Annotated in this window: 11 protein-coding genes, 1 tRNA gene and 1 rRNA gene; all 13 read left to right on the top strand. The window is 40.3% G+C overall.

Going from position 1 to position 17,069, the window contains the following annotated elements; translation table 11 throughout:
- Positions 1 to 11 precede the first annotated feature (11 nt).
- The 13 genes from mfd (at position 12) to IGK81_RS12255 (ending at position 17,006) form a co-directional block, all read left to right on the top strand.
- Complete coding sequence (gene mfd / locus IGK81_RS12315) at positions 12 to 3,533, top strand: transcription-repair coupling factor (RefSeq protein WP_034700017.1); 3,522 nt, start codon at positions 12 to 14, stop codon at positions 3,531 to 3,533.
- A gap of 15 nt (positions 3,534 to 3,548) precedes the next feature.
- The gene (locus IGK81_RS12310; protein ID WP_010720582.1) at positions 3,549 to 5,159 is read left to right on the top strand and encodes a putative polysaccharide biosynthesis protein; all 1,611 of its coding nucleotides are present in this window, start codon (positions 3,549 to 3,551) and stop codon (positions 5,157 to 5,159) included.
- The gene (locus IGK81_RS12305) at positions 5,159 to 5,434 is read left to right on the top strand and encodes an RNA-binding S4 domain-containing protein (RefSeq protein WP_010720581.1); all 276 of its coding nucleotides are present in this window, start codon (positions 5,159 to 5,161) and stop codon (positions 5,432 to 5,434) included. The genes IGK81_RS12310 and IGK81_RS12305 overlap by 1 nt, the downstream gene beginning before the upstream one ends.
- Positions 5,435 to 5,496: 62 nt before the next feature.
- Positions 5,497 to 5,910: an FtsB family cell division protein gene (locus IGK81_RS12300; protein WP_010737290.1), complete on the top strand. Its 414-nt coding sequence runs from the start codon at positions 5,497 to 5,499 to the stop codon at positions 5,908 to 5,910.
- 44 nt (positions 5,911 to 5,954) lie between these two features.
- Positions 5,955 to 6,437, top strand: coding sequence for a S1 domain-containing RNA-binding protein (locus tag IGK81_RS12295; RefSeq protein ID WP_010720579.1), 483 nt, complete (start codon positions 5,955 to 5,957; stop codon positions 6,435 to 6,437).
- 110 nt (positions 6,438 to 6,547) lie between these two features.
- Positions 6,548 to 7,990, top strand: a complete 1,443-nt coding sequence (gene tilS, locus IGK81_RS12290) for a tRNA lysidine(34) synthetase TilS (protein WP_034700014.1) — start codon at positions 6,548 to 6,550, stop codon at positions 7,988 to 7,990.
- Positions 7,990 to 8,535, top strand: coding sequence for a hypoxanthine phosphoribosyltransferase (gene hpt, locus IGK81_RS12285; RefSeq protein ID WP_010737292.1), 546 nt, complete (start codon positions 7,990 to 7,992; stop codon positions 8,533 to 8,535). Before tilS ends, hpt begins: the two co-directional genes overlap by 1 nt.
- Before the next feature lie 90 nt (positions 8,536 to 8,625).
- A complete protein-coding gene (gene ftsH / locus IGK81_RS12280; protein ID WP_010720576.1) occupies positions 8,626 to 10,737 on the top strand; it encodes an ATP-dependent zinc metalloprotease FtsH in 2,112 nt (703 codons plus the stop codon).
- Positions 10,738 to 10,912: 175 nt separating this feature from the next.
- Positions 10,913 to 11,800, top strand: a complete 888-nt coding sequence (gene hslO, locus IGK81_RS12275; protein ID WP_010720575.1) for an Hsp33 family molecular chaperone HslO — start codon at positions 10,913 to 10,915, stop codon at positions 11,798 to 11,800.
- Complete coding sequence (gene dusB, locus IGK81_RS12270) at positions 11,801 to 12,796, top strand: tRNA dihydrouridine synthase DusB (RefSeq protein WP_034700012.1); 996 nt, start codon at positions 11,801 to 11,803, stop codon at positions 12,794 to 12,796.
- A 118-nt stretch (positions 12,797 to 12,914) separates the two neighbouring features.
- On the top strand, positions 12,915 to 14,411 hold the full coding sequence (gene lysS / locus IGK81_RS12265) for a lysine--tRNA ligase (protein WP_010720573.1): 1,497 nt from the start codon (positions 12,915 to 12,917) through the stop codon (positions 14,409 to 14,411).
- Positions 14,412 to 15,295: 884 nt separating this feature from the next.
- A 16S ribosomal RNA gene (locus tag IGK81_RS12260) occupies positions 15,296 to 16,855 on the top strand.
- A gap of 78 nt (positions 16,856 to 16,933) precedes the next feature.
- A tRNA-Ala gene (locus tag IGK81_RS12255) sits at positions 16,934 to 17,006 on the top strand.
- Positions 17,007 to 17,069 lie beyond the last annotated feature (63 nt).

The following is a 17,069-nucleotide window of genomic DNA, read 5'->3' as shown; positions in this document are numbered from 1 at the left end:
GGAGGAAAAAAATGGATATCGTTCAATTAATTGGTAAAGATCCACAGGTAAAGGAATGGCTCAACCAGATAGAAGAAAAATCACCAAGACAATTGATCACTGGTTTAGCTGGTTCAGCCAAAACTCTTCTCTTTGCTCGAGCGTTCAAAAAAACAAAGAAAAACTTAGTCGTATTAATGCCTAATCTGTATTATGCGAATCAACTAGCAGAAGATTTGCAACATGTTTTGCCAGCAGAACAAATACATTCTTTTCCAGTAGATGAAGTTCTTTCTGCGGAAATGGCTTTTTCTTCCCCAGAAGCAAGAAGAGAAAGAGTTGCTACACTAAATGCCCTGCAACAAAAACAACCAGGGGTCTATTTATTACCAGTAGCAGCATTGCATAAACGATTACCCAGTCCAAAAGTTTGGAAACAAGCCCAATTGACTTGGCGAACGGGAGAGGAAATAGCCGTTGACGATCTGCCTCGTCTATTGACTTTATTAGGCTACGAACGAGTTGAGATGGTGGCAAAAACAGGAGAGTATAGTATTCGTGGCAGCATCATTGATATCTATCCGATCAATCTCGAACATCCCGTACGTATCGAATTATTTGATGTAGAGATTGACTCCATGCGATATTTTGAAGTAGAAACTCAACGCTCGATCGAAAAAGTAACAGAAATTTGGATCGCACCGACAAGTGAACAGGTCTACGACCAAGCTGATTTACTTCATGGGATCGACCGACTGGAAAAGTTGTTAGAAAAGAAACTAGCGACGATTTCAGAAGAAACAGACCGCCAATTCGTGCAGGATTATTTTGGACAAGTGATCGCGCAATGGCAAGCAGGAAATCCGACAGAAGACGCGAAACTTTATGCTGATCTTCTTTATCAAGAAGAAACGACGATCCTTGATTATTTTCCAACAAGTAGTTTATTCATTGTGGATGATTATCAACGAATCATGGAAACAAATCGGGAGATCGAAAGAGAAGCAGCTGAATGGCAAACACAAAAAATTAGTGAATTACGTGTCTTCTCAGAGCAAGTCTTTGTCAATGATGTGCATAAATTAGTTCAAAAAGAAAAATTTGTGACGACTTTTTTTGCGCTTTTTCAAAAGGGTATGGGGAATTTACGTTTTCAAGCGATTCACAATTTTCAATATCGTACGATGCAACAATTTTTCGGTCAAATGCCATTATTGAAAACAGAAATGGACCGATGGCGTAAGCAAGAACAAACAGTAGTCATCTTTATTCCTACGAAAGAACGGATTAGAAAAGCGGAGCAGATGTTACGTGATGAAGAGATCCTAGTCGTGGAAACCGAAAAAGAAAAACTGATCAGAGGACAAGTGCAACTAGTGGAAGGGGCGCTGCAAACAGGGTTCGAACTTCCTCAAGAGAAAATAGTCGCGATTACGGAAAAAGAAATTTTCCAAAAAACGACGAAGAAACAAACACGGCGACAAACCGTAACGAATGCGGAACGTTTAAAAAGCTATAATGAACTAAAAGCAGGCGACTATGTCGTTCACGCAAATCACGGGATCGGTAAATATATTGGGATGGAAACGTTAGAAGTGGATGGTGTCCATCAAGACTACATGACGATCCTTTATCAAAATGACGATAAATTATTTATTCCGGTTACCCAGCTGAATTTGATCCAAAAATATGTTGCTTCTGAATCAAAAGCACCTCGTATCAATAAATTAGGCAGTAGTGAATGGACGAAAACCAAAAGAAAGGTTTCGTCTAAAATTGAAGATATCGCAGATGATCTGATCAAACTATATGCTGCCAGAGAATCAGAAAAAGGGTATGCGTTTGGACCGGATGATGGGTATCAAAAAGAATTTGAAAATGCCTTCCCATACTCTGAAACGGATGACCAATTACGGAGTGCCGCAGAGATCAAACGAGATATGGAAAAAGAAAAACCGATGGATCGTTTGCTCGTTGGTGATGTTGGCTACGGTAAAACGGAAGTGGCTTTACGAGCTGCTTTTAAAGCCGTCAAGGAAAGTAAACAAGTTGCCTTTTTAGTTCCTACGACCATTCTCGCCCAACAACACTATGAAACGATGTTGGAACGTTTTGAAGGATTTCCAGTAAATGTAGGTCTATTGAGTCGTTTCCGAACGAAAAAACAACAAAAAGAAACGATTGAACAATTACGTACTGGACAAATCGATATCGTAGTCGGAACGCATCGTATCTTATCTAAAGACATTGAATTTAGTGACTTAGGGTTATTGATCGTTGACGAAGAACAGCGTTTTGGTGTAAAACATAAAGAACGTTTGAAACAACTACGTGCCCAAGTGGATGTCTTGACGTTGACAGCGACACCGATCCCACGGACACTCCACATGTCAATGCTCGGGGTTCGTGATTTATCAGTGATCGAAACACCGCCTGCCAATCGTTATCCGATTCAAACTTACGTGATGGAAAAAAATCCTGGAGCGATTCGTGAAGCTATCCATCGAGAAATGGGGCGTGGCGGTCAAGTGTTCTATCTCTATAATCGAGTAGAGACGATCGAACAAAAAGTGGAAGAAATCCAAGAACTTGTACCAGAAGCACGGATCGGTTATGCGCATGGTCAAATGACTGAAGCACAATTAGAAAATACATTGTTTGATTTTATTGAAGGACAATATGATGTGTTAGTCACAACGACGATCATTGAAACGGGTGTCGATATTCCAAATGCGAATACGCTCTTCGTTGAAAATGCTGATTACATGGGGCTATCGACTCTTTATCAATTACGAGGTCGTGTGGGACGAAGCAACCGAGTGGCGTACGCCTACTTCATGTATGAACAACAAAAAATCTTGAATGAAGTCAGCGAAAAACGTCTTCAAGCCATTAAAGATTTCACCGAACTAGGCTCTGGTTTTAAAATCGCTATGCGGGATTTATCGATCCGAGGAGCAGGAAATCTGCTAGGTGCGCAGCAGCACGGCTTTATTGATGCTGTCGGATTCGACATGTATTCGCAAATGTTAAGTGATGCTGTTTTACGTAAACAAGGAAAGAACAACCAAGTGGAAAAAACAGCAGTTGAAATCGATCTTGGGGTCGATGCTTACTTGACAGAAGAATATGTTTCGGACCAAAGACAGAAAATTGAAATTTATAAACGGATCAGGGAACTTGATTCACAAGAAATGCTTGATGAATTAGAAGATGATCTTTTAGACCGTTTTGGGGAATACCCTGAAGAGGTGGCACATCTCTTAACGATTGGCCAAATCAAAATGGATGGCGATCGCGCCTTGATTGAAACAATTCGCAAGCAACAGCAGACTATCGTCTTTAACCTAAGTAAAGCAGGAACAAAACGCTATACTGTAGAACAGTTATTTGAAGCTTTGACTGCAACAAAACTAAAAGCAAGTTTAGGTGTAGAAAAAGAAAAAATGGTGATTCGACTAACGGTTCCTAACAAGACCGATGAAGCAGTTTGGTTGCAAGAAATCCAACGTTTTGTCAAAGCTTTACGTGAACAAAAATATCTGTCTGCTTAGGAAGGAGCGAATACTTTGGACCATAAAGAGATGCGTCGCGTGATGCATGGCGCATTTATATTGACGATTGCTTCTTTCATAGCAAAAGTCCTAAGTGCGCTGTACCGCATTCCGCTCCAAAACTTAGTTGGTGATGAAGGATTTTATGTATACCAACAAGTATACCCAATCTATGGGATTGCCATGACTTTAGCGTTGTCTGGTTTACCGCAATTCATTTCAAAATATGTCGCTGAACGAAAAGATCCAATTCAGCGAAAAGAAGCACTGCAACGGCTTTATCCATTAGTTTTTTGGACAGGGATTGTTCTGTGGCTGTTTACTTTTCTCTTTAGCCGTTGGATTGCTTGGATGATGGGGGATCAGCAATTACGACCGCTGATCCAAATCGTTTCATTTACTTTCTTACTGATGCCAGGACTATCTTTTTATCGAGGAAATTTCCAAGGCAGATTTTTGATGGAACCGACAGCTGTTTCACAAGTCGTTGAACAATTTGTGAGAGTGGCGATCATCGTTTTCAGTGCCTTTGCTTTTCGACTATTTGGCTGGTCAGTTTACCAAACAGGAACTGCGGCTATGAGTGGTGCAGTCATCGGGGGACTTTGTGCCTATGGTGTGTTGCGCTATTATGAACAAAAGATCCATGGTGGGGCGTTAAGTTTTCGACATTTTTCGGTCACGAAACGACCTGACAAACGATTGATCCGGCGTTTTTTAGTTGAAGGGGGCTTAGTGTCAATCTATAGTGGTCTGCTGATTTTCTTTCAGCTGATCGACTCATTTTTTGTAAAAAATGCGCTTCAAGTTTATGGATTATCTGAACAAAGTGCAAAAATTGCAAAAGGAGTCTATGATCGTGGGCAACCGTTAGTTCAATTAGGACTAGTGATTGCGACTGCATTAAGTGCGACTTTCTTACCTGCATTGACGAAGTACTTGATGACGGCTGTGCATAGTCAATTTCTAAAGACTGCCAAAATCTATTTACGGTTAACAACGACTTTAGCATTAGCTGCTTCTGTAGGACTAGCTATGCTTTTACCGTATATCAACTATGCGCTATTTAAAGATTACGCTGGGAATGCAGCGTTGGTGCTATTCGTCTTTGCAATTGCTTTAACAGCAATCATCCAAACCTATCAAAGTATTGCCCAAAGTAAAAATTCTTTTCGTCCCTCTTTGAAAGGTGCAGGCTGGGGGCTGTTAGCCAAAGCTTTGGCAACCCCGTTTCTAACTGGTTATCTAGGGACAGTAGGAGCTAGTTTGTCGACCTTGCTAGGATTGGCTGTCACTCTATGGTATTTTGTCCACACGGAGACTAGTGAAATCAATCAGTTCTGGAAAGAACGTCGCTTTGGAAGTAAATTGCTTCAATGTTTGGGATGGATGATCTTAGCCTTACTGATTTATTATGGCGGACTGACGATGATTTTTGGCCCGGTTGCTCATCGGTCTTCTGCATTCTTTGCCAGTTTAGCAGGTGTAGGAATCGGAGCGTTCGTCTTTGTGAATGCTGTGATCTGGACAAAATTATTTACGGTTAGAGAATGGTTGATGTTACCGTTTGGAAAAAAGATTTTACGATTTAATAAACTTATAAAAAATAAAAGTGAGGAATCCTAATGCGATTAGATAAATTTCTTAAAATTTCCCGAATTATCAAACGCCGCTCTGTAGCAAAAGAAGTGGCAGATAAAGGAAGAATTCAAATCAACGGAAAATTGGCTAAATCTTCTAGTGATGTCAAGGTAGGCGATCAATTGAAGATCCAATTTGGAAACAAAACAATGGAAGTAAAAGTCAATGAATTACATGAGTCGACGAAAAAAGAAGATGCTCAAAAAATGTATGAGATCATTTCGGAGATTCGCAAGCAAAACACTGACGAAATAGATTAGACAACCCTCAATGATATTGGTATAATGAAAACGACAATCAAAAAAGATTGGAGCGAAGAGAAGTGACAAAAAAAAGCAACAAAATTGCTGCTTTAGATACAGAGTATGCAAAGAAAAAATATGTCGAATTTCAAGAACAACAACGCCAGTTGATTTTTCGTAGACGTCGATTAGCAGTTATTTTTATAGGTGCTTTGGTCATTTTCGCAATTTTAGGTTTTCAAATTTTTCGTGATATGCAAAGAATGAATCAATTAAACGAATTGAAAGTTGAAGCAAATACGGAATTAAGCCAAGTCAATGCTGATGTGGATCAGCTAACACAGGATGTCTCATTATTGAAAGATGATGACTATGTGGCGAAACTTGCGAGAAGCAAATACTTTTATTCAAAAGAAGGCGAGCAGGTTTATCCAGTATTAGAATCAAATACGGATGACACAGACCAAACAACTAGTTCAACAACTGCAAAATAAGCAGTATTATAAATAGGTTAATAATTAGGAGGAACATTTTTTTTATGTCAATCGAGGTAGGAGCAAAACTGCAAGGGAAAGTATCAGGAATTACAAATTTTGGCGCGTTTATTGATTTAGGAGCTGGAAAAACTGGTCTAGTTCATATCAGTGAAGTCTCAAATGGCTATATCAAAGATATTCATGATGTTTTAAGTGTCAGTGATGAAGTAACTGTTAAAGTTATCTCAGTTAATGATGATGGTAAAATTGGATTATCAATCCGTCAAACACAACCAAAACCAGCGGAATCAACAGAATCAGATGATGATAAGCGTCCAAAAAAATACCAACAAAGAGATCCTCGCGATAATCGAGGTCGTTCAACACAGAAAAAACCTTTTTCTCGCAGTCAATCTTCTAATAACCATAAAGAAGACTTCGATTCATTAATGAGTTCATTTTTAAAGGATAGTGATGATCGATTGACTTCCTTGAAGCGCAATACAGAAGGTAAACGTGGCGGACGCGGCGGACGTCGCAGCTAACCAAAAACTTAAGAGCAGGCAATTGTCGCAGACTTTTGTCCGCTCTTTTTTTCATTGGAATCTTTGATGGTAGGTTGATCGAAGCCGAGAAGGAACAAGGAAGTGATTCGATGGAAGAAGAACAAGACGCAAGGAAGATCAGACAACGTTTTTTGACAAATTGTGAAATCAATGGTTATTTGAATGAAAAAACAAGAGCGCTACTGGCGGTTTCTGGGGGAGTAGATTCTATGGTTCTTCTGGATTTAATGATGGAAGCGCAAAAAAAATGGGGTTTCTTTTTGGCAGTGACCCATATCAATCATCAATTAAGAGAAGAATCTGTTCATGAAGTTGCGTATTTAAAGAAGTATTGTCAACAACATCAACTCCCGTTACAAGTGGAAGTTTGGGAAAAGCCAACAAAAAAGGGCATTGAAACAGCGGCTCGAGAGTTTCGTTATCAAGTGTTTGCGAAGCAGATGCAAAGCGGCAGCTATGACTGCCTAATGACGGCACATCATGGGGATGACCAAATGGAAACGGTTTTAATGAAGTTGTTGCGTGGGGGGCAACTTAGTACCTATGCTGGGATCAAAGAAGCCCAACCCTTCTCCAATGGTCGATTGATTCGTCCGTTACTAGGATTTAGTAAGGCGCAATTATATCAATATGCTTCAGAGCGAGAGCTGGTTTATTTTGAAGACCATACGAATCAAGAGTTGGATGTTCAACGTAATCGCCTTCGTCATTTGGTTCTGCCTCAACTAAAACAAGAAAATCCACAAGCAATGGTTCATTTTCAACGTTTTTCGCAGCAGATCCAATGGGCAGATCGATTGATTCAAACACACATGAAGAAAGTCTTGATGGAAAATGTCGTAGAAGAAAACGAACGGGTGCATTTTCCTTGGAAACTATTAGCGGAGATGCCAGAAGAAGAAAGCTATTATTTCTTATACGCATTCTTTGATCATTTTTTTGAAAAAACAGCGATCGTGATCAAAGAAAAACAAATCCAACTGATTTTACAACAGTGTCAACAGAAAAAAGGCCAATGGAAAATTACTCTTGAACGAGGGTGGGTTCTGCAACGTAGCTATGAAAAAATCTATCTTATCCAAGAGAAAGCTGATCCCTCAAAAACAATACAAGAACGAACAGAGGCGTATAAGTTGGAGTTGAATCAACGCATCAGGTTAGATGAAAGCTGCTGGATCGGCTTGTTTACACCTGAAGCAGCCGAAGAAGCTAGAAAAGCAGATGATTGGGACGAGTTTTCTCATGATCTTTGGCTATCTTCACATCAAGAACTGTTTGTAGGAAAGAGACAAGCAGGAGAGCGTATCCAGCTAAATAGCAAACTAAAAAAGAAAATATCCAGATATTTGATTGATAACAAAGTACCTGATTCACAAAGAAAAGAGGCATGGGTCGTGAGGGATCAAAATGAAAATATTTATAGTTTGGTCCCATTTACCTATTCCTATTTGAGTATTGGTGTAGAAACTGATAAAATACACTACATACTTCTTTACAAATATCACAAAGAAGCAATTGGAAGGAGAACCTGATGTTAGAAAAGGATATTGAAAAAGTTTTGATTACAAGAGAAGAAATACAAGTTCGTTGTGAAGAACTAGGCAAAGAATTGGCAGAAACTTATAAGCATAATAATCCACTCGTTGTTGGTGTTCTAAAAGGCGCTGTTCCATTCATGGCAGATATCATACGTTCGATTGATGCTCACTTGGAAATAGACTTTATGGATGTTTCAAGTTATGGAAATGCAACGGTTTCATCAGGAGAAGTCAAAATCGTCAAAGATTTAGATACCAATGTTGAAGGCCGTGACTTACTGATCGTTGAAGATATCATCGATAGTGGAAGAACACTCGCTTATTTGGTTGATCTATTTAAATACCGTAAAGCAAAATCAGTGAAAATTGTCACATTGCTTGATAAACCAGAAGGTAGAGTAGTTGATATTGAAGCAGACTATGTTGGATTCAATGTTCCTAATGAATTTGTAGTGGGTTACGGATTAGATTATGCAGAAGCTTACCGTAATTTACCATACATCGGTGTATTGAAGCCTAGCGTTTATCAATCAAATTAGTGCTGTATCTACTATAAATTGTGTTACAATAGAATGGTCAGGATTGATAAAAAAAATGCTAAATTAAAATAACGCATAGGGAGGGCAACTATGAACAAAAAAAACAATGGCATGATGAAAAATGCCTTGTATTATGTCCTCGTAATCTTAGCGATGGTTATGGTCGTATATTTTATCTTTGGTAATAACGGCCAACGATCGTCAGATATCGAGTACACAAAATTTACAGAACAATTACAAGCAGGTAAAATCAAAGAATTTGAAGTACAACCTGCAAATGGTGTATATAAAATTTCTGGAGAGTATAAAGAACAGCAAACCGTCTCTAACAGTGGTGGACTTGCTATCTTAGGATCGACAGATACAAAAACGACACACTTTACAACGATTATTTTGCCAAACGATACCACACTTAGCCAAGTGACTGATTTAGCGAAAGAACATAACGTAGCTACAACAGTCAAAGAAGAATCAAGCAGTGGCGTATGGGTATCCTTATTGCTAAGCTTCTTACCAATTATCATCCTTGTGTTCTTCTTCTATATGATGATGGGGCAACAAGGTGGTGGCGGAGGCGGCGGTGGCCGTGTCATGAACTTTGGTAAATCAAAAGCCAAAGAAGCCGACAAAAAAGCTAACCGTGTACGCTTCTCAGATGTCGCTGGTGCAGAAGAAGAGAAACAAGAGTTGGTTGAAGTTGTTGAATTCTTAAGAGATCCGCGACGTTTTGTTGAGTTAGGCGCACGTATCCCAGCTGGTGTTCTTTTAGAAGGACCTCCAGGAACTGGTAAAACATTGTTAGCAAAAGCTGTAGCTGGAGAAGCGGGTGTACCGTTTTACTCTATTTCAGGTTCTGACTTTGTAGAAATGTTTGTGGGTGTTGGGGCAAGTCGTGTTCGTGACTTATTTGAAACAGCGAAGAAAAATGCTCCAGCAATCATCTTCATCGATGAAATTGATGCTGTTGGTCGTCAACGTGGCGCAGGCATGGGCGGTGGACATGATGAACGTGAACAAACACTGAACCAATTGCTAGTTGAAATGGACGGATTTGATGGGAATGAAGGTGTTATCGTCATTGCTGCAACAAACCGTTCAGATGTACTTGACCCTGCACTTTTACGTCCAGGACGTTTTGACCGTCAAATTTTAGTTGGTCGTCCAGATGTAAAAGGCCGTGAAGCAATCTTACGTGTTCACGCACGAAACAAACCGATGGCAGATGACGTTGATTTGAAAGTCGTGGCACAACAAACACCAGGTTTTGCTGGTGCAGATTTAGAAAATGTCTTAAACGAAGCAGCTTTAGTTGCGGCTCGTCGTAACAAGAAGAAAATCGATGCTTCAGATATTGATGAAGCAGAAGATCGCGTGATTGCAGGTCCAGCTAAGAAAGATCGCGTAATCAGCAAAAAAGAACGAGAAATGGTGGCTTATCACGAAGCAGGTCATACGATCGTTGGTTTAGTCTTGAGTCGGGCACGTGTGGTTCATAAAGTAACCATTATTCCACGTGGACGTGCAGGTGGTTATATGATCGCCTTACCAAAAGAAGATCAATTCTTAATGACAAAAGAAGATATGTTTGAACAAATCGTTGGTTTGCTTGGTGGTCGAACAGCAGAAGAAATCATCTTCAACGTTCAATCAACTGGGGCTTCTAATGACTTTGAACAAGCAACAGCTTTAGCACGAAGCATGGTAACTGAATATGGAATGAGTGATCGTTTAGGTCCAGTTCAATATGAAGGAAATCATCAAGTATTCGTTGGTCGTGACTATGGTCAAACGAAAGCTTACTCTGAACAAGTGGCCTTTGAAATTGACCAAGAAGTGCGTAAGATTTTGATGGAAGCTCATCAAAAAGCGCATGAGATCATCGAAGCACATCGAGCACAACATAAATTGATCGCTGAAAAACTGTTAGAATTTGAAACACTCGATGCGAAAGCAATCAAATCTTTATTTGAAAAAGGTGTTATGCCTGAAGGTTCAGAATCTGCTAACTATCCTAGTGAAAAAGAAGCGCAAACTTTTGAAGAAGCAAAACGTGCTTTGGAAGAAAAAGACGCAGAAAAACAAGCGGAAGAAAAACAAGATTTTGAGCACGATAAGAAAGAATTTGAAGAAGAGAAAAAAGAATTAAATGAAGAAGAACATCAAACTTCTTCAACAGATGATTCGGATGATCAACCGAAATAATCGCTAAAAAATGAGAGCTACGACAAAAGTCGTGGCTCTTTTTTAGTAGTTGTTTTATTTTTTATTATAGAATAGGCAAATAAAAGAAAAGATAACATTCATAAGTTGAAAATTATCAGCGTAACTAGTATGATTCACTATGAATTTAAAAATCGGAAAAGAGGTACATAAATAAATGGAAGATTATTTGATCAAGGCACTGGCCTATGATGGCTATGTACGTGCTTATGCAGTTCAAGCAACAAACACTGTTGCAGAAGCCCAAAAGCGACACGACACTTGGCATACATCATCGGCTGCATTAGGTCGTACGCTTGTTGGCGGACTTTTACTAGGTTCGACGCTAAAAGGCGAAGACAAGTTAACTGTGCGGATTCAAGGGAATGGTCCGGCTAATGGGATTGTGGTAGATGCGAATGGCAAAGGAGAAGTCAAAGGCTATATCCAAAACCCTCATTTGAGCCTACCTTTGAATGAAGCAGGAAAAATTGATGTGCGTGGTGCTGTGGGAACGCAAGGGATGTTCAGTGTTACTAAAGACCTCGGTTTGAAAGAACCATTTTCGGGACAAACACCTATTGTTTCTGGAGAAATTGCGGAAGACTTTACCTATTATCTTGCAATCTCAGAACAGATTCCTTCAGCAGTTGGATTGAGCGTTTTAGTTAACACGGATGACAGTATCAAAACAGCTGGTGGATTTATGATCCAAATCATGCCTGGTGCAGATGAAGAAACTATCAGTAAAATCGAAGAACAATTAAAAACGACACCACGTATTTCTACTTTATTAGACGAAGGATTAACACCTGAAAAAATTCTTGAAGGTTTACTAGGAACTAGTGAGTTGAATATTTTAGAGAAAATGCCGGTACAATTCAAATGTGATTGCTCAAAAGAAAAATTTGGGGAAGCAATTATTGCTTTAGGGGCAGAAGAAATCCAAGCGATGATTGATGAAGATCACGGAGCAGAAGCCGTTTGTTCATTCTGCAACAACAAGTATGAATACAGTGAAGCAGAATTATCCGAGCTAAAAGCAGAAGCGCTGGGAGGAAAATAAGTGGAACATACATGGAAAATCGGACATGTTGAAATTCCCAATCGAGTAGTTGTCGCACCGATGGCTGGAATCACTAATTCAGCTTTTCGTGTGACCGTCAAAGAGTTCGGTGCTGGATTAGTCGTCTGTGAGATGATCAGTGACCAAGGAATCCATTTTAGAAACAAGAAAACATTAGAGATGCTGCATATCGAAGAAACAGAACATCCACTAAGCTTGCAAATTTTTGGTGGAAACAAAGATACTTTGGTCGAGGCTGCCCAATTCGTTCAAGAAAATACAGCGGCTGACATCATTGATATCAATATGGGTTGCCCAGTGAACAAAATCATCAAAGCAGAAGCAGGTGCTAAATGGTTATTGGATCCAGATAAAGTTTATGAGATGGTACAAGCTGTCTCTTCTGCTGTTGATGTACCAGTTACTGTGAAAATGAGAATCGGTTGGGATGAACAACATGTTTTTGCTGTGCAAAATGCTTTAGCGGCTGAAGCAGCTGGCGCCAGTGCAATCGCCATGCACGGACGTACGAGAGTACAAATGTATGAAGGTAAAGCAAACTGGGAAGTATTGAAAGAAGTTAAAAGTCAGCTCAAGATCCCATTTATGGGCAATGGAGATGTCAAAACTCCGGAAGATGCTAAAAGAATGTTAGAATACGTAGGAGCGGATGGTGTGATGATTGGGCGTGCAGCGTTAGGCAATCCTTGGATGATCCATCGCACCCAGCATTACTTAGAAACCGGCGAGTTAATCCCTGAACCAACACCAAGAGAAAAAATCGAGACCGCTAAATTACATTTGAAACGTTTAGTCGATTTAAAAGGGGAGGTTGTTGCGTGCCGAGAATTTCGGACACATGCTTCCTATTATTTAAAAGGAATCTCTCGAGCAGCAAAAGTAAAAGTTGCAATCAATCAAGCAGAAAAACAAGTAGAAATCAATGAATTGCTTGACCGCTTTTTAGAGAAAACAGAAAAAGTATCTGTGAAATAATCTAGTGATTTTCTAAGTTTTTCGTGAATTTTCAAGTCGAACTTTAAGTTCGGCTTGCTTTTTTTGTGTTTCATTGGCATTATAGGAAAGAGAATAACATGAGAATGGAGGAACTTTTGTGACACAGGAACAACAACATCAAGTAGAAGATTTAAACGATCAAATGCTTGTTCGCCGTCAAAAAATGGAGCAATTAAGAGAAAATGGGATTGATCCTTTTGGTAAACGATTTGAACGTACGCACAATTCAGAAGAATTACATGAATTGTTTGATCCAAGAACAAAAGAAGAATTAGCAGAGATGGGGCTAACTGCAAGTGTAGCCGGTCGAATGATCACTCGTCGTGGTAAAGGAAAAGCTGGATTTGCTCACTTACAAGATCGTGAAGGCCAAATCCAAATTTATGTACGTAAAGATCAAGTAGGTGATGAAGCCTATGATGTATTCAAACATGCTGATTTAGGAGACTTCTTTGGCGTAACAGGTGAAATCATGAAGACTGATACGGGCGAAGTTTCAATCAAGGCATCAGAAATCACTATTTTATCAAAAGCTTTACGTCCGCTACCAGATAAATACCATGGATTGACTAATATCGAACAACGTTATCGTCAACGTTATCTTGATTTGATCAGTAACCGTGAAAGTTTTGATCGCTTCATGAAACGTAGCCAAATTATTAGCGAAATCCGTCGTTACTTAGATGGTAATGGCTATATTGAAGTAGAAACACCAGTCTTACACAATGAAGCCGGTGGTGCTGCAGCTCGTCCATTTATTACACACCATAACGCACTAGATATTGATTTATACTTACGTATTGCGTTAGAACTTCATTTAAAACGCCTAATTGTGGGTGGAATGGAAAAAGTTTACGAAATCGGTCGCGTTTTCCGTAATGAAGGGATCGATACAACTCATAATCCAGAATTTACGATGTTAGAAGCTTACACCGCTTATACAGATTTCCAGGATGTCATGAACTTGACTGAAGGAATCATTCGTAATGCAGCCCAAAAAGTTCTTGGTACAGCAGAAATCACTTATGATGGCCAAGCAGTTGATTTGGAAAGTGACTTTAAACGTATCCATATGGTAGATGCGATCAAAGAGCAAACAGGTGTCGATTTCTGGAAAGAAATGACATTAGAAGAAGCATTAGCACTTGCTGAAGAGCATCACGTAGAAGTGACCGAAGCAATGGGCGTAGGTCATGTCATCAATGAGTTCTTTGAAACTTTTGTGGAAGAAACATTGACACAACCAACTTTTGTTTACGGACATCCAGTAGAAGTATCTCCATTGGCGAAAAAGAATCCAGAAGATCCACGCTTTACCGATCGTTTTGAATTGTTTATCGTTGGTCGGGAATTTGCGAATGCCTTTACCGAATTAAATGATCCGATTGATCAAAGAGAACGTTTTGAAGCCCAAGAAAAAGAACGTGAGCTAGGAAACGATGAAGCACACGGTGTCGATGAAGACTTCTTGGAAGCTTTAGAATATGGTATGCCACCAACTGGCGGTCTAGGTATCGGAATTGACCGTTTAGTTATGTTATTGACGGATGCACAGTCGATCCGTGATGTTTTACTATTCCCAACGATGCGTTAGATATGGTGAATATGAATAAAAAAGAAGCCAAGAACTGTTGGCTTCTTTTTTTATAATCTAGTAAAAGAGAGAAGTTAAAGGATCACTCTATTTTTAATAGATAGCGTAAAACTTACACCACTTTTTGTCAGTTTCTTTTTTGAAATAATGAGGTACGGTAAAAAAATGCAAGGCGAGGATAATCGAGAAATTTATTATGTGGAGGCATAGATAAAGGAATTGCTTGCTTGTATTTGAGTGGATTGATTAAACGATCTTCTTATTTATAACGAATATTAAAGAATAAGGGAGGAGTAATATCGCAGGAAAACTATTAAAATGCGAATGATTATTTTTAAAATTACAGAAATGATCGTCCAATGAAAAAAACTTGAAAAAATACAAAAAATTCGTTGACCGTTAAAGGTTTAGTTGGTATATTATTATTTGTTCAAAAGTTATCACTAAATAACTTCTGACAAAAATAAAAAATAACTTCAAAAAGTTCTTGACGTGTGAGAGATCACATGATAAGATAACTGAGTCGTTAAAAAACAACAGCTTACGAAGCTTGATTCTATCGAAAAAAACTTCAAAAAAGTTGTTGACAAATAACAAACGATGAGTTATGATAAATGAGTTGCTGAAACACTTCTGAAAAATGAAGTTAAAAAACTTTTAAAAAAAGAGTTGACAAACAAACGACGCTCTGATATGATATAAAAGTTGCTACGGCAATCTCAAATGATTAGCTTTTAATCAAGTAGACCTTTGAAAACTGAACAAAGCAAAGACAAACCAAATGTGTAGGGCGTCTTGATTGATTCAAGACAACAAACATTTTTAACAAGCAAGCAATATGCTAGCAAACAATTGAGCTTAACAATCGTAAGATTGTTCGAACTTTTTATGAGAGTTTGATCCTGGCTCAGGACGAACGCTGGCGGCGTGCCTAATACATGCAAGTCGAACGCTTCTTTTTCCACCGGAGCTTGCTCCACCGGAAAAAGAGGAGTGGCGAACGGGTGAGTAACACGTGGGTAACCTGCCCATCAGAAGGGGATAACACTTGGAAACAGGTGCTAATACCGTATAACAATCGAAACCGCATGGTTTTGATTTGAAAGGCGCTTTCGGGTGTCGCTGATGGATGGACCCGCGGTGCATTAGCTAGTTGGTGAGGTAACGGCTCACCAAGGCGACGATGCATAGCCGACCTGAGAGGGTGATCGGCCACATTGGGACTGAGACACGGCCCAAACTCCTACGGGAGGCAGCAGTAGGGAATCTTCGGCAATGGACGAAAGTCTGACCGAGCAACGCCGCGTGAGTGAAGAAGGTTTTCGGATCGTAAAACTCTGTTGTTAGAGAAGAACAAGGATGAGAGTAACTGTTCATCCCTTGACGGTATCTAACCAGAAAGCCACGGCTAACTACGTGCCAGCAGCCGCGGTAATACGTAGGTGGCAAGCGTTGTCCGGATTTATTGGGCGTAAAGCGAGCGCAGGCGGTTTCTTAAGTCTGATGTGAAAGCCCCCGGCTCAACCGGGGAGGGTCATTGGAAACTGGGAGACTTGAGTGCAGAAGAGGAGAGTGGAATTCCATGTGTAGCGGTGAAATGCGTAGATATATGGAGGAACACCAGTGGCGAAGGCGGCTCTCTGGTCTGTAACTGACGCTGAGGCTCGAAAGCGTGGGGAGCAAACAGGATTAGATACCCTGGTAGTCCACGCCGTAAACGATGAGTGCTAAGTGTTGGAGGGTTTCCGCCCTTCAGTGCTGCAGCTAACGCATTAAGCACTCCGCCTGGGGAGTACGACCGCAAGGTTGAAACTCAAAGGAATTGACGGGGGCCCGCACAAGCGGTGGAGCATGTGGTTTAATTCGAAGCAACGCGAAGAACCTTACCAGGTCTTGACATCCTTTGACCACTCTAGAGATAGAGCTTCCCCTTCGGGGGCAAAGTGACAGGTGGTGCATGGTTGTCGTCAGCTCGTGTCGTGAGATGTTGGGTTAAGTCCCGCAACGAGCGCAACCCTTATTGTTAGTTGCCATCATTTAGTTGGGCACTCTAGCAAGACTGCCGGTGACAAACCGGAGGAAGGTGGGGATGACGTCAAATCATCATGCCCCTTATGACCTGGGCTACACACGTGCTACAATGGGAAGTACAACGAGTCGCAAAGTCGCGAGGCTAAGCTAATCTCTTAAAGCTTCTCTCAGTTCGGATTGTAGGCTGCAACTCGCCTACATGAAGCCGGAATCGCTAGTAATCGCGGATCAGCACGCCGCGGTGAATACGTTCCCGGGCCTTGTACACACCGCCCGTCACACCACGAGAGTTTGTAACACCCGAAGTCGGTGAGGTAACCTTTTGGAGCCAGCCGCCTAAGGTGGGATAGATGATTGGGGTGAAGTCGTAACAAGGTAGCCGTATCGGAAGGTGCGGCTGGATCACCTCCTTTCTAAGGAATATTACGGAGACTACACTGTTTGTTTTATACTTTGTTCAGTTTTGAGAGGTCTACTCTCAAAAATAAATCGGGGCCTTAGCTCAGCTGGGAGAGCGCCTGCTTTGCACGCAGGAGGTCAGCGGTTCGATCCCGCTAGGCTCCATTAACAACATTAGTTGTTAAAACATTTTGTTCATTGAAAACTGGATATTTGAAGTAAATTAGT

Origin of the sequence: Enterococcus sp. DIV0703, from assembly GCF_051711065.1 — a bacterium.
GTDB classification, from domain to species: Bacteria; Bacillota; Bacilli; order Lactobacillales; family Enterococcaceae; genus Enterococcus_B; species Enterococcus_B hirae.
Note: the sequence above shows the minus strand (reverse complement) of the source record. Positions and strands in the feature narration are given on the sequence as shown.

What these genes read in the sequence shown, in the direction of transcription:
- IGK81_RS12295 (WP_010720579.1), top strand. Translation starts at nt 5,955, where the DNA reads ATGTCAATCGAGGTAGGAGCAAAACTGCAAGGGAAAGTATCAGGAATT.
- hpt (WP_010737292.1), top strand. Translation starts at nt 7,990, where the DNA reads ATGTTAGAAAAGGATATTGAAAAAGTTTTGATTACAAGAGAAGAAATA.
- IGK81_RS12305 (WP_010720581.1), top strand. Translation starts at nt 5,159, where the DNA reads ATGCGATTAGATAAATTTCTTAAAATTTCCCGAATTATCAAACGCCGC.
- tilS (WP_034700014.1), top strand. Translation starts at nt 6,548, where the DNA reads ATGGAAGAAGAACAAGACGCAAGGAAGATCAGACAACGTTTTTTGACA.
- ftsH (WP_010720576.1), top strand. Translation starts at nt 8,626, where the DNA reads ATGAACAAAAAAAACAATGGCATGATGAAAAATGCCTTGTATTATGTC.
- hslO (WP_010720575.1), top strand. Translation starts at nt 10,913, where the DNA reads ATGGAAGATTATTTGATCAAGGCACTGGCCTATGATGGCTATGTACGT.
- mfd (WP_034700017.1), top strand. Translation starts at nt 12, where the DNA reads ATGGATATCGTTCAATTAATTGGTAAAGATCCACAGGTAAAGGAATGG.